Annotated in this window: 10 protein-coding genes; 7 read left to right on the top strand and 3 right to left on the bottom strand. The window is 68.0% G+C overall.

The window, feature by feature from the left end; all coding sequences use genetic code 11:
- Positions 1 to 27 precede the first annotated feature (27 nt).
- The gene (locus tag ACK8OR_RS02275) at positions 28 to 723 is read left to right on the top strand and encodes a hypothetical protein (protein WP_410187850.1); all 696 of its coding nucleotides are present in this window, start codon (positions 28 to 30) and stop codon (positions 721 to 723) included.
- Positions 724 to 730: 7 nt separating this feature from the next.
- Here ACK8OR_RS02275 and ACK8OR_RS02270 read toward each other — a convergent pair whose 3' ends face one another.
- The 3 genes from ACK8OR_RS02270 to ACK8OR_RS02260 all read right to left on the bottom strand — a co-directional run bounded on the left by ACK8OR_RS02270 (position 731) and on the right by ACK8OR_RS02260 (position 3,916).
- On the bottom strand, positions 731 to 1,990 hold the full coding sequence (locus tag ACK8OR_RS02270) for an ABC transporter permease (protein ID WP_410187849.1): 1,260 nt from the start codon (positions 1,988 to 1,990) through the stop codon (positions 731 to 733).
- A 1-nt stretch (position 1,991) separates the two neighbouring features.
- Positions 1,992 to 2,795 carry a taurine ABC transporter ATP-binding protein gene (locus ACK8OR_RS02265; protein ID WP_410187848.1) on the bottom strand — a complete coding sequence of 268 codons (804 nt, stop codon included), beginning with the start codon at positions 2,793 to 2,795 and terminating at the stop codon, positions 1,992 to 1,994.
- Between the two features lie 107 nt (positions 2,796 to 2,902).
- On the bottom strand, positions 2,903 to 3,916 hold the full coding sequence (locus ACK8OR_RS02260; RefSeq protein WP_410187847.1) for a taurine ABC transporter substrate-binding protein: 1,014 nt from the start codon (positions 3,914 to 3,916) through the stop codon (positions 2,903 to 2,905).
- 260 nt (positions 3,917 to 4,176) lie between these two features.
- On the opposite strand from ACK8OR_RS02260, the gene ACK8OR_RS02255 reads away from it, so the two are divergent.
- From ACK8OR_RS02255 to ACK8OR_RS02230, 6 genes are all read left to right on the top strand, one after another.
- Positions 4,177 to 5,571 (top strand): aminotransferase family protein, encoded by a 1,395-nt coding sequence (locus ACK8OR_RS02255; RefSeq protein ID WP_410187846.1) that lies wholly within the window; start codon positions 4,177 to 4,179, stop codon positions 5,569 to 5,571.
- An 80-nt stretch (positions 5,572 to 5,651) separates the two neighbouring features.
- A complete protein-coding gene (pdxR, locus tag ACK8OR_RS02250; RefSeq protein ID WP_410187845.1) occupies positions 5,652 to 7,118 on the top strand; it encodes a MocR-like pyridoxine biosynthesis transcription factor PdxR in 1,467 nt (488 codons plus the stop codon).
- A 109-nt stretch (positions 7,119 to 7,227) separates the two neighbouring features.
- Positions 7,228 to 9,000 (top strand): sulfoacetaldehyde acetyltransferase, encoded by a 1,773-nt coding sequence (gene xsc, locus ACK8OR_RS02245; protein ID WP_410187844.1) that lies wholly within the window; start codon positions 7,228 to 7,230, stop codon positions 8,998 to 9,000.
- A 79-nt stretch (positions 9,001 to 9,079) separates the two neighbouring features.
- Positions 9,080 to 10,012, top strand: a complete 933-nt coding sequence (locus ACK8OR_RS02240; RefSeq protein WP_410187843.1) for a phosphate acyltransferase — start codon at positions 9,080 to 9,082, stop codon at positions 10,010 to 10,012.
- The gene (locus ACK8OR_RS02235; protein ID WP_410187842.1) at positions 10,009 to 11,082 is read left to right on the top strand and encodes an acetate/propionate family kinase; all 1,074 of its coding nucleotides are present in this window, start codon (positions 10,009 to 10,011) and stop codon (positions 11,080 to 11,082) included. The genes ACK8OR_RS02240 and ACK8OR_RS02235 overlap by 4 nt, the downstream gene beginning before the upstream one ends.
- On the top strand, positions 11,079 to 13,901 hold the full coding sequence (locus ACK8OR_RS02230) for a molybdopterin oxidoreductase family protein (RefSeq protein WP_410187841.1): 2,823 nt from the start codon (positions 11,079 to 11,081) through the stop codon (positions 13,899 to 13,901). The genes ACK8OR_RS02235 and ACK8OR_RS02230 overlap by 4 nt, the downstream gene beginning before the upstream one ends.
- The last annotated feature ends 4 nt before the right edge of the window (positions 13,902 to 13,905 follow it).

Here is a 13,905-nt window from a genome sequence, read left to right as displayed (position 1 = left end):
GCCCTGCGCGCGATCCGTTGACCGGGCATGATCGCCTCGCTCGCCGCCGCCCTCATCCTCGTCGCCGTTCATTGGCTGACGCCGCGCCTGACCTTCCTGTCGAACAGGCCCCGCTCGCGCTGGCTGTCCTTCGCGGGCGGCGCGTCGATCGGCTACGTTTTCCTGCACCTGCTGCCCGAACTGGCCCATGGCGCGGAACTGGTCGGCGAGGACACGGCGCTGGGCTTCGGCATCTGGGGGGTCGCGCTGGCCGCGCTGGTCGGCTTCTACGGCATCGAGCGCATGGTCCAGAGCGATGCCCTCCGCCGCCGCACCGCCGGCCATGAGGAAGAGCCGGGGACCTTCGGCGTCCATCTGGCCAGCTTCGTGGTCTACAACCTCGTGACCGGCTACCTCCTAGCCGATCGCGCGGAACTCTGGCTATTCGTCGCGGCGATGGCGCTGCACCTGCTGGTCACGGATTTCGGCCTGCTCGAGGCGTTCCGCGCGGGCTACATGCGTATCGCGCGCCTGCTCCTCTCGGCGGCCCTGCTCGTCGGCTGGGTCGTGGGCACGGTCATCGAAGTGCCCGAGACCTGGATCATGTACGTCCTCGCCGTGCTTGGCGGCGGTGTCATACTGAACGTCCTGAAGGAAGAACTGCCCGAAGAACGCGAAAGCCGCTTCGCCGCGCTGGTCGCGGGCGTCGTGGTCTTCGCGGCCCTCGTCTGGCTGGACGGCTAGCGCCGCGTCAGGAGCGGCCCTTCCACGGCACGAGAACGTCCTCGGCCTTGCGCATCAGGATGTCGATCCCGTAGCCGATCAGGCCGATCAGGATGATCCCCATCAGCACGATATAGGTCTGCTGGAACTTCGACGCCGCGATGATCATCATGCCCGCACCCTTCTGGGCGGCGACAAGCTCGGCCGCAACGACCGTGCCCCAGCACACCCCCATCGCGACGCGCGCGCCCGTGAAGATCTCGGGGAGGGAGTTCGGGATGATGACGTGGCGCAGGATCTGCCATTTCGAGGCGCCCAGCGAATAGGCCGCGTGGACCTTGGTGATGTTGACGCCAGACACGCCCGCGCGTGCCGCAATCGCCATGATCCAGAGTGCCGCGAGGAACAGGAGCACGATCTTCCCCGTCTCCCAGATGCCGAACCAGATGATGACCAGCGGGATCAGCGCCAGCGGCGGGACGGGCCGCATGAACTCGACGATCGGATCGAACCAGCCGCGGAACCAGCCCGAAAGACCCATCGCGTAGCCCAGCGGGATGCCGACCAGCGCGCCGAGGACGAAGCCCACGAGGACGCGGATCAGCGACCAGCCCAGATGTTCGATCAGGGTGAAGTTCTGGTAGCCGTTCTGCCAGATGTCGACGAAGGCGCCCACGACCTCCTCGGGGGCGGGCAGCCAGATCGACTCCATCTGGAAGCCGGTATCGGGCCGCACGTTCAGCGATCCGCGCGGCGTCATCGTGACGGTGCCGTTGGCGATGTCGACCGTCCGGCCCGGCGCGATCTCCTGCCCGTCGACGGCGATGACGGTGGCGCCCTCGCCATCGTTGCTGGTGACGCGGAACAGCTCGGTCCGGTAGGCGCCGATGGTACCGGTGTCGTCTTCGGCGAAGCCGTCCGCCGCGCCCGGCTCGGGGGCTGCGACATCCTCGCCGACGGGATGGACGATGAAGGAGACCTGCGCGTCGTCGGTCTGTCCGGCGGCATCCTGTGCCGTATAGGTGAAGCCGCTTTCGCCGACGAACGGCCCCGGCACGTGAAACGGTGCCCATTTCGAGCCGGTGAACGCCCCCCAGAGCAGGAAGATCACCAGGACCGAGATGATGCTGGCCGCGCGGTTCGGACGCACGGCGCTCTCGTCGCCGAAGGTCACGGTCTTGAGCGCGGTGAAGTCCTTCCGCGTCCGATTGCGGGTGACGAAGGCGACGGCGACCATGGAGCCGACGAACAGCGCCACGTAGAGAAGGAGAAGGACGAGGCCGGTCATGTCATGCGTTCTCCGTCCGACCCATGATTTCTTCTTCCATTTCCCAGATCATCGACAGGATCTCGTCGCGGGTCTCGCCGAACTTGGGGTCTTTCTTGACCTCGCGCAGGTCCGCGTTCACCCCGGCCTCCGCGAAGGGCAGCCGGTATTCGCGGTGGATGCGGCCGGGTCGCGGCGCCATGACCAGGAGCCGCTCGCCCAAGAGCAGCGCCTCCTCGACCGAATGGGTGATGAGGATGACCGTCTTGCCGGTCTCCTTCCAGAGTTGCAGCACGAGGCCCTGCATCTTCTCGCGGGTCAGCGCGTCGAGCGCGCCCAGAGGCTCGTCCATAAGGATCACGTCCGGGTCGTTGGCGAGACAGCGGGCCAACGCCACGCGCTGCTGCATGCCACCCGAAAGCTCGTAGATCGCCTTGTCCTTGAAGTCGCGCAGGCCCGTCACCTCGAGCAGGTGGTCGGCCTTCTCGCGCCGTTCGGCCGCGGCCATGCCCTTCATGCGCGGTCCGAACTCGACGTTGTCACGCACGCTCATCCATTCGAAGAGCGCGCCTTGCTGGAACACCATGCCACGCTCGGCATCGGGGCCGTGCACCTCGTGACCGTTGAGGACGATCCGCCCCTCGGTCGGCGCGAGGAATCCCGCCACGATATTCAGAAGCGTCGTCTTTCCGCAGCCCGACGGTCCCAGAACGCTCATCAGCTCGCCGGCCTTGATGTCCAGCGACACGTCCTGCAACGCCTGCACGAAGCTGCCGTTCGGCAGATCGAAGCGCATCGAAATGTTCTCGATCGTCAGTCCCGTCATGGCGCGGGCCCTTCTATGTCGTTGACTGTCGTCCCTCGCGGGACCGTCGTCCCTCGGCTGACCGGGGGCGCATGACGGCGCCCCCGGTCGGTGTCATCGGTTCGGGCTCACATGCCCTGCGCGGCGGCCAGCGGACCGGTGTCCACGGCGTCGGCATAGGTGTCGAGCGCCTCGGGGATGGAGCCCGCGTCCTTGAAGACGCCCGCGACGCCATCCATGAACGACTGCGCGCCGCCGCCGAGCCAACGCTCGCCCAGCTGGTCGTCCACGGACGGGAACACGAAGGTCGCCATCGTTTCGCGGGTCGCGTCCTCGTCCATGCCGGCATCCTGCGCGATCACGGGGATCATCGCCTCGGCTTCGGCGCCACCGGCATTCCAGGTGGCATTGGCATCGGCCGTCACCTTGAGGAACTTGGCGAGGATCTCGCCCTCCTCGGCCACGAAGGCCGCAGGCGCGGAGGTCACGTCGAAGACCAGGATGCCCAGCTCTTCCTTCTCGGCGCCGGTCAGCAGCACGTTGCCGTGCTCCTTCATGCGGCGCAGCGCACCGCCCCAGCCGCAGGCCATGTCGATATCGCCCTGCGCCAGCGCAGCCGCGCCTTCGGCCGGGGCCATGTCGACCACTTCCATGCTTTCGACGTCGACGCCGAAGTGACTCATCTGGCTGAGGAAGCCATAATGCGCCGCGGTGCCGATCGGCACGGCCACGCGCTTGCCGTTCAGGTCGCCCGCCGTGTCGGCGTCGATCTCGAGCGCGGTGGAGACGACGCAGTTGTCGTTGTCCGAGTAGCTGACCGCCACGTCGACGATCTTGATGTCCTGGCCGGCCGAAGCGGCGACGACGAAGGGCGGCACGCCCTGACTGACGGAAATCTGCACGTCGCCCGAAGCCATGGCGGCCGACATCGCGGTGCCGGTGTCGAAGGCCACCCAGTTGATGTCGAGGCCGAGCGCCTCTTCGTAGGTCCCGGCGACCTTGGCAGCCTGGAACGGCATCGGCCATTCGAGGAAGTAGGCGACGGTGATCTCGCTCAGATGCGCGTCGGCCAGCGCGGCCTGCGCGCCGGTCAGGGCAGTCAGCGCGGCAGTCGCGCCGAGCAGGTTCGATTTCAGGCTCATGTCTCGGTCTCCCGGTTGGTGTGCGTGTGGGGGGCATCTTCGCGGCCCCCTCGTTTCGGCGCAGGACCCGCACGGGGCCTGACGCTTGGCGAAGCCTAGGCACGGCCCCGGCCATGTGGCAACGGCGGGGGCTATCTGGACCTAGGATAACGGTGGCTCTGGCCCTATCGCACGCGATATTTAGATGCGCTTCTCGCGCGTATCGATTATCATGTCGGCGGCGCGCGATCCCCGCCCCACCCCCCTGTCAGGAGTTCGTCATGGACCACATCACCCCCAACGATCTCTCCGCCGTCGTCGAGGCGGACCGCGCCCATATCTGGCATCACCTGATGCCCCACAAGGCGCTCGAGACGACCGATCCGCGCATCATCGTCGAAGGCAAGGGGATGCGCGTCTGGGACCAGCATGGCAAGGAGCATCTCGACGCCGTTTCCGGCGGCGTCTGGACGGTGAACGTGGGCTACGGCCGTGCCGAGATCGCCGACGCGGTCCGCGACCAACTCGTGAAGATGAACTATTTCGCGCAGACGCTGGGCTCGATCCCCGGCTCGCGCTTTGCCGAACGGCTGATCGCAAAGATGCCCGGCATGTCCCGCGTCTTCTACACCAATTCGGGGTCCGAGGCGAACGAGCAGGCGTTCAAGATGATCCGCCAAATCGCCCATACCCGGCACGGCGGCAAGAAGTGGAAGATCCTCTACCGCGACCGCGACTATCACGGCACCACCATCGGCTGCATGTCCGCGGGCGGCCAAGACGAGCGCAACGAGCAGTACGGTCCCTTCGCGCCGGGCTTCGTGCGCGTGCCCCACTGCCTCGAATACCGCGCCGCCGAGCAGGGCTGGGGCGATCTTTCGGGTGAGGATTACGGCCGAGTCGCCGCCAACGCCATCGAGGACGTCATCATCGCCGAAGGCCCGGACACGGTGGGCGCGATCTGCCTCGAGCCGATCACCGCGGGCGGCGGCGTCATCGTGCCCCCGCCCGGCTACTGGGAGCGGGTGCAGGAGATCGTCGAGAAATACGACCTCATCCTCCATATCGACGAGGTCGTCTGCGGCGTCGGGCGCACCGGCGAGTGGTTCGGCTACCAGCATTACGGCATCCGCCCGGACATCGTGACCATGGCCAAGGGCGTCGCCTCGGGCTACGCGGCCATCTCCTGCGTCGTGACGACCGAGGACGTGTTCGACACGTTCAAGTCGAAGCCGGACGACCCGATGAACTGGTTCCGCGCGGTGTCGACCTTCGGCGGCTGTGCGGCGGGTCCGGTCGCCGCGCTCGAGAACATGGCCATCATCGAGCGCGAGGGCCTGATCGAGAACACCCGGAAGATGGGCGAGCGCCTGATGGGTAACCTCCACGAATTGGCCGAGCGGCACGGCGTGATTGGCGAAGTGCGCGGCAAGGGTCTCTTCTGCGGCGTCGAGCTGGTCACCGACCGCGACAGCCGCGAGCCGGTGCCGGAAGCGCAGGTCAAGGCCGTCGCCGCCGACTGCATGGCGCAGGGCATCGTCATCGGCGCATCGAACCGGTCCGTGCCGGGTCGCAACAATTGCCTCCTGTTCAGCCCCGCGCTGATCGCCACGGCCGACGATATCGACACCATCACCGCATCCGTGGACGAGGCCATGGGGCGTGTCTTCGGCTGACGCCCGCCGGGGGCGGCATGCCCGCCCCCGTCCCGGCCCGCGGCTTCTAAGTCCAGATCGGATCGGCTATCTGTCCAGACATGGCCGTTCCCGTCGAGATCTTCCAGTTGCGCCGCGACCACCCCGGCACCCTCCAGCGGCAGTTGCAGGAGATGGTGACCGGCGGCATCCTCGCCGGCCGCTTTCGCCCCGGAGACCGGATGCCGTCCTCGCGCGGGCTGGCCCGGCATCTAGGGATCAGCCGCATCACGGTGACGCTCGCCTATACCGAACTCGTCGCGGGCGATTACCTGACGGCCAAGGGGCGCTCGGGCTATTTCGTGTCCGACACCGCGCCGCAGCCGCCGCGCTTCCCCGAGCCACCGGCCCCGAGCGACAGCCGCGTCGACTGGTCCCGCGCCATCGGACAACGCTTTCCCGCGGCCCCCGTCCTCAGCCGGCCCGAAGACTGGCGCCGCTATCGCTACCCGTTCATCTACGGCCAGACCGACCCGCGCCTCTTCGACCACGCCTCCTGGCGCCGCTGCGCGCTCCAGGCCCTCGGCGCGCGCGATTTCGAGGTGCTGACCGCCGACAGCTACGGCCGCGACGATCCGCAACTCATCGAACAGATTGTGCGCCAGATCCTGCCCCGGCGCGGCATCACCGCCCGCCCCGAGGAGGTTCTGGTGACGCTCGGTGCGCAGAACGCGCTCTGGATCGTGGCGCAGATCCTGCTGACCCAGCGGCGCACGGCGGTGATGGAGCATCCCTGCTATCCCGCGCTGCGCGAGATCCTGAACCTCTCGCGCTGCAACACGGTGGAGGTGCCGGTCGATGGAGACGGCCTCCTGCCCGCAGACGTGCCGCCCGAGGCGGACGTGCTGTTCGTGACGCCCTCGCACCATTGCCCGACCTCGGCGACCATGCCCCTGCCCCGGCGCCGGGCCTTGCTGGACCGGGCCGAAGCCTGCGATTTCGTCGTGGTCGAGGACGATTACGAGTTCGAGCTCGCCTTCGCCTCGGCCCCCGCGCCCGCCCTCAAGTCGCTCGATGCGTCGGGCCGCGTCGTCTATATCGGCAGCTTCGCCAAGTCGCTCTTTCCCGGCCTGCGCCTCGGCTACATGGTCGCGCCCGAGCCGCTGATCCGCGAGGCGCGGACGCTGCGGTCGCTGATCCTGCGTCACGTGCCGGGCCATACCCAGCGGGCGGCGGCCTATTATCTCGCCCAAGGGCATTACGACGCGCAGGTCCAGAAGATGGCGCGCGCCTATCGTGATCGGCGCAGCGTGGCCGAGGCCGCGATCGCCGAGCACGGCCTGCTGCTGGCGGGGGCCAGCACCTTTGGCGGGTCGTCCTTCTGGATGCGCGCCCCGGATGGCGTACGCTCGGACGACCTCGCCCATGCCGCCCGCGCGCAACAGGTCCTGATCGAGCCCGCAGGCGCGTTCTTCGGCCCCGAACGCGACCCCGGCACCCATTACCGCCTCGCCTATTCGTCGATCTCGTCCGAGGATATTCCCGAAGGCATCCGCCGTCTCGCCGCGGTCGGGGCCGCGATCCGCTGAGGCACGGCGATCTGGACATAAGGTGAGGCGCATACTGGCCCTACGCGGGCCTTGACCGCCGCCGTAGCCCTGCCACAACCGCCGGGACGGCAGAACGGGGAGAGACGCCATGAAGATGACCACCGAAGAGGCTTTCGTCAAAACCCTGCAGGCCCATGGCATCCGCCACGCCTTCGGGATCATCGGCTCGGCCATGATGCCGATTTCGGACATCTTCCCGAGCGCCGGGATCACATTCTGGGACGCTGCGCACGAAGGCTCGGCGGGCTTCATGGCCGACGGCTACACCCGTGCCACCGGCGAAATGTCGATGATGATCGCGCAGAACGGCCCGGGCATCACCAATTTCGTGACGGCCGTGAAGACCGCCTACTGGAACCACACACCACTGCTGCTGGTCACCCCGCAGGCTGCGAACAAGACGATCGGCCAGGGCGGCTTCCAGGAAGTCGAGCAAATGAAGCTCTTCGAGGACATGGTCGCCTACCAGGAGGAGGTGCGCGACCCGTCCCGCATCGCCGAGGTTCTGGCCCGCGTCATCTCCAAGGCCAAGCGTCTGTCGGGGCCCGCGCAGATCAACATCCCCCGCGATTTCTGGACGCAAGTCGTCGATATCGAGATCCCCGAGTCGGTCGAGTTCGAGGTGTCGCCCGGCGGTGAGAATAGCGTGAAGAACGCCGCGCAACTTCTTGATGAAGCGAAGAACCCCGTCATCCTGAACGGCGCGGGTGTGGTCCTGTCCGAGGGGGGGATCGCGGCGTCGATGGCGTTGGCCGAGCGGCTCGATGCGCCGGTCTGCGTCGGTTACCAGCACAACGACGCCTTTCCCGGCACGCACCCGCTCTTTGCCGGGCCGCTGGGGTATAACGGCTCGAAGGCGGCGATGGAGTTGATCCGCGACGCCGATGTCGTGCTGGCGCTGGGCACGCGGCTCAACCCCTTCTCGACGCTGCCCGGCTACGGGATGGAATACTGGCCGGCGGACGCCAGGATCATCCAGGTCGACATCAATCCCGATCGCATAGGCCTGACGAAAAAGGTCAGCGTCGGGATCGTCGGCGATGCGGCCAAGGTCGCACGCGGTATCCTCGCGAACCTCTCCGATAGTGCGGGCGATCACGACCGCCAAGCCCGCCGCGACCGGATCGCGCAGACGAAATCGGCGTGGAAGCAGCAGCTCTCCTCGATGGATCACGAGGAGGACGATCCCGGCACGACCTGGAACGAGCGTGCCCGCGCCGACAAGCCCGACTGGATGAGCCCCCGCATGGCATGGCGTGCGATCCAATCCGCCCTGCCGCGCGACGCGATCATCAGCAGCGACATCGGCAACAACTGCGCCATCGGTAACGCCTATCCTGATTTCGACGAGGGGCGGAAATACCTCGCCCCCGGCCTCTTCGGGCCTTGCGGCTACGGCCTGCCGTCCATCGTCGGCGCCAAAATCGGCCGGCCGGACGTGCCCGTCGTGGGCTTCGCGGGCGACGGCGCCTTCGGCATCGCGGTCAACGAGCTGACGGCCATCGGGCGCGGCGAGTGGCCCGCGATCACCCAGATCGTCTTCCGCAACTACCAGTGGGGCGCCGAGAAACGGAACTCGACGCTCTGGTTCGACGACAACTTCGTGGGCACGGAACTCGACACGCAGGTCAGCTATGCCGGCATCGCGCAGGCCTGCGGTCTCAAGGGCGTTGCAGTCCGCACGATGGACGAGCTGACGGACACCCTGCGGACAGCGATCGACGAGCAGATGACGGCCAACACGACCACGCTGATCGAGGTCATGCTCAACCAGGAACTGGGCGAACCCTTCCGTCGCGACGCGATGAAGAAGCCGGTGCGCGTGGCCGGGATCGACGCATCGGACATGGCGGCGGAGTGATCGCCACACGGTCACGCCCCCGACGCACCGGGTGGGCTATGGTTCGGCGACGCCGCACCATAGCCCAAGGACCGCCCGCATGACGCACCCCTTCCTGTCGCCCATCGAAACTGTCGCACCCGAAGGTCTTCTGGCCCGCGCACGCGGCCTGCCCGTCCCTCGCGTCGCGCTGGTGAATGCGGGCTCCGTGACCGCGTTGGCGGGGTTGCGCGAGATGGCGGAGAACGGGCTGGCGGAGCCGATCCTCGTGGGCGATCCGGCCAAGATCGCCGCCGCCGCGGACGGGATCGAGTGGGACATCGCGGGCCTGCGCCTCGTCGACGCGCCCGCCGCCGCGGCCTCGCCCGCCGCCGCGGCGCTGGCCCGGACCGGCGAGGCCGATGCCATCATGAAGGGTCAGGTACACACCTCGACTTTTCTGCGCGGCCTGCTGCCCCGCGCGGCGGGCCTGCGCGATGACAGCGCGCGCTGCGGGCATGTGTTTCACATCACGCGGCCCGGCGACGACCGACCGCTGCTGCTGACCGATGCGGCGCTCAACGTGGCGCCGGATGTCCAAACGCGGAAGGCCTGCCTCGGCCATGCCGTGGCCCTGGCCCGTATCCTCGGGATCGAGCGGCCCCGCGCCGCGCTGTTGGCCGCGACCGAGGACCCCATCGCGTCGATCCCCAACACCTTGGAATCACAGCAGATCGCGGCATGGGCCCGCCATGCCATCCCCGAGGCGGACGTGGCGGGACCCATCGCGATGGACCTCGCGCTGTCCTCCGAGGCGGCGGCGATCAAGGGCTACGACGACCCCGTGGCTGGAGCCGCCGACATCATGGTCGCACCCGCGATCACGACCGGAAACGTGCTCTTCAAGACACTGGTCTTCGCGCTCGGCGCCTGCGCGGGCGGCGTGGTGATGGGCGCGCGGGTGCCGATCCTCTTGACCTCGCGCGCGCAGAAGACGCCAGCGCGGCTGGCCAGCGCCGCGCTCGGGATGATCGTCGCGGCGGCGCGGCCATGATGCTCGTCGTCAACGCGGGCAGCTCGTCGCTGAAATTCGCGCTGCTCGACGCGGCACTGACGGAGGTCTTCGACGGCGCCGTGTCCGAGATCGGCGGCGATGCGCAGGTCGAGGTTGGTGGCGTGGCGCAGACGCGCGTGGTTGCGGACCACGACGCCGCGACGGACCTGATGCTCGACGCGCTTCGCGACCGCGGCCATCCGGTGGCGCGCCTCGATGCGGCGGTCCACCGGGTCGTCCATGGCGGCGCGGCCTTCGACGGCACCGTGCGCATCACGCCGGAAGTCATCGCCGGCATCGAGGCGCAGACGCCCCTCGCGCCGCTCCACAACCCGCACAACCTCGCACCCATCCGCGCGCTAGCGGCCCGCGCGCCGGACCTCGTGCAGGTGGCCGGGTTCGACACCGCCTTCCACGCGACCGTTCCCGAAGTTGCGCGGACCTATGCCCTGCCCGAAGACGATCGCACGCAGGGCCTCCGCCGCTATGGCTTCCACGGGATCAGCTATGCGGGCCTGACGGAGACCTTGCGCGAAAGCGGCGACCTGCCCCCGCGTCTTCTGGCGCTGCATCTCGGGAACGGCGCGTCGCTTTGCGCGATCCAGGACGGTCGGTCGGTGGCGACGTCGATGGGCTACTCGCCCACGGCGGGTCTGACGATGGGCACGCGCTCGGGCGATATTGACCCGATGGCCGCGATCGACATGGCACGGCGGCACGGCATCGACGGGGCGGCTGATCGGCTCAACCGTGCGTCGGGGCTCCTGGGGCTGGGCGGTCACAGCGACATGCGCGCGCTGCTGGCCGATGGGTCCGAGGCCGCGCGCTTCGCCCGCGCACATTTCATCTACTGGGCCGTCCGCCACGCGGGCTCGGCCATTGCGGCGATGGGCGGGCTCGACGCCCTCGCCTTCACCGGCGGGATCGGCCAGAATGACGTAGGGGTCCGGGACGAGATCGCGGCGCGACTCGCCTGGGCGGGCGAGGTGCCGGTTCACGTCGTGGTCGCGGAGGAAGAGCGGACGCTCGCGCGGGATGCGCGGCGGCTGCTGGATGGGGAGCCGAGATGAACACGCCGAAGATCGACCTGCATCCGAAGGTAGGCGACGAAATCCGCAAGACGACCTGCTACATGTGCGCCTGTCGCTGCGGCATCGACGTCCATATCAAACACACCAATCAGGGCGAGAAGGTCGCCTATATCGAGGGCAACCGCGACCATCCCGTCAATCGCGGCGTCCTCTGTGCCAAGGGTTCGGCGGGCATCATGCAGCACAACGCGTCGTCGCGCCTGCGCGCGCCGATGAAGCGGACGGGGCCGCGCGGCTCGGGCGAGTTCGAGGAGATCTCCTGGGACGAGGCCTACGACATCGCCGCCGGCTGGCTGAAACCCATCCGCGAGACCGATCCGTCGAAGCTCGCCTTCTTCACCGGCCGCGACCAATCCCAGAGTTTCACGAGCTGGTGGGCACAGGCCTTCGGGACGCCAAACTACGCGGCCCATGGCGGCTTCTGCTCGGTCAATATGGCGGCGGGCGGCATCTATACGATGGGCGGCGCCTTCTGGGAGTTCGGGCAACCCGACTGGGAGCGCACGAAGCTCTTCATCCTGTTCGGCGTGGCCGAGGATCACGACTCGAACCCGATCAAGATGGGCATCGGCCGCATGAAGGGCCATGGCGGGCGCGTCGTGGGCGTGAACCCCGTCCGGTCCGGCTATAACGCCGTGGCCGACGACTGGTTCGGGGTGTCGCCTGGGACCGACGGCCTGCTGATCCTGAGCCTCGTCCACTGTCTCCTGAAGGCGGGCAAGATCGACCTCGATTACCTCGCGCAATTCACCGACGCGCCGGTCCTGATCGACGCGACCGAGGGTCCGGGCGCGGGCCTGCCGTTGAAGGACGATGACGGCCACGCGCTGGTCTGGTGCCGAAAGGAGAACCGCCCCCGCTGCTACGATGCGGACGGGGTCGAGCCCGACCTGACCGGCGCGTGGGAGGTGGAAGGCGTCACCCATCACACCGTATTCCACCATCTCGCGCACAAGTACCTGACGGATGACTACGCGCCTGAGGCAGTGGCCGAGCGCACCGGCATCCCCGCGCCCCGCATCCGCGCGCTGGCCTCCGAGATCGCGCGCGTGGCCTTCGACGAGGCGATCGAGCTCGACCGCGAATGGACCGACTTCCGGGGCCGGACGCACAAGACCATGACAGGCCGACCGGTCAGCTTCCACGCCATGCGCGGCATCTCGGCCCATGCCAACGGCTTCCAGACCTGCCGCGCGCTGCACCTCCTCCAGATCCTGATTGGCTCGGTCGAGACGCCGGGCGGCTTCCGCTTCAAACCCCCCTACCCCAAGCCCGCGACCGCGCACCCGAAGCCCCATTGCAAGGTCACGCCGGGCGCGCCGCTCGACGGCCCGCATCTCGGTTTCGTCCACGGTCCCGCCGACTTGGCGCTCAAGGAAGACGGCTCGCCCGCGCGCATCGACAAGGCGTTCACGTGGGAGAACCCCATGTCGGCGCACGGGATGATGCACATGGTCATCTCGAACGCGCACGCGGGCGACCCCTACGAGATCGACACGCTGTTTCTCTACATGGCGAACATGGCGTGGAACTCGTCCATGAACACCTCGGGCACCATGGCGATGCTGTCGGACACGCGCGAGGACGGGTCCTACGTCATCCCGCATATCATCTATTCCGACGCCTACTCGTCGGAGATGGTCGCCTATGCCGACCTGATCCTGCCCGACACGACCTATCTCGAACGGCACGACTGCATCTCGCTGCTCGACCGGCCCATCTGCGAGGCCGAGGCCGCGGCCGATGCGATCCGCTGGCCCGTGGTCGAGCCGGACCGCGACGTGAAGGGCTTCCAGTCGGCGCTGATCGACCTCGGGGCCAAGCTGGGCCTGCCGGGCTTCGTCACCGATGACGGCGGCCAGAAGTTCGCCGATTACGCCGACTACATCGTCCGCCACGAACGCCGCCCCGGCGTCGGCCCCCTGATGGGATGGCGCGGCAACGGCGACGAGACCGGGCGCGGCGCGCCGAACCCGGCCCAGCTAGACGCCTATATCGAGAATGGCGGCTTCTGCGTCGCGCACATCCACGAGGATGCGCAGTTCTACAAGCCGTGGAACCGCGCCTATCAGGACTGGGCGGTCGAGATCGGCCTCTACGACAAGGCCTCGCCCTATCTCTTCACCCTCTGGTGCGAGCCCCTGCGCCGCTTCCAGCTCGCCGCCGAGGGGCATGGCGACCGCCAGCCTCCCGATCACCTGCGCGCGCGCATCAAGGCGACCATGGATCCGCTGCCGATCTGGTGGGATCCGGGTGCGGACCACGGCGGCAACGGCACGTTTACCATCACCGCGCTGACCCAGCGTCCGATGGCGATGTATCACTCATGGGGCACGCAGAACGCGTGGCTGCGCCAGATCCACGGGCGGAACCCGCTTTACCTGCCGACGAGGCTTTGGGAGGCGCATGGCTTTGCCGAGGACGATTGGGCCCGCGTCACCTCGCCCCATGGCGAGATCACCGTGCCCGTCGCGCACATGCCGGCGCTCAACGAGAATACCGTCTGGACATGGAACGCCATCGGCAAGCGCAAGGGTGCCTGGGCGCTCCATGACGACGCGCCCGAGACCAACAAGGGGTTCCTCTTGAACCACCTGATCCACGAGCTGCTGCCGCCCAAGAAGGACGGCATGCGGTGGAGCAATTCCGACCCGATCACCGGACAGGCCGCGTGGTTCGACCTCAAGGTCGCGATCGAGAAGGTCGCGCCGCCCGCCGATCTGCGGTCGAAACCCGATACCGGGCGCCAGGCCAGCCCGGTGGGCAAGGGCCCGGACGATCTGCGGTGGAAGGTCTGATGCC

It is taken from the genome of Jannaschia halovivens (genome assembly GCF_046452375.1).
GTDB classification, from domain to species: domain Bacteria; phylum Pseudomonadota; class Alphaproteobacteria; order Rhodobacterales; family Rhodobacteraceae; genus Jannaschia; species Jannaschia halovivens.
The sequence above is the reverse complement of the archived record's forward strand: the minus strand, read 5'-3'. Positions and strand labels throughout refer to the sequence as shown.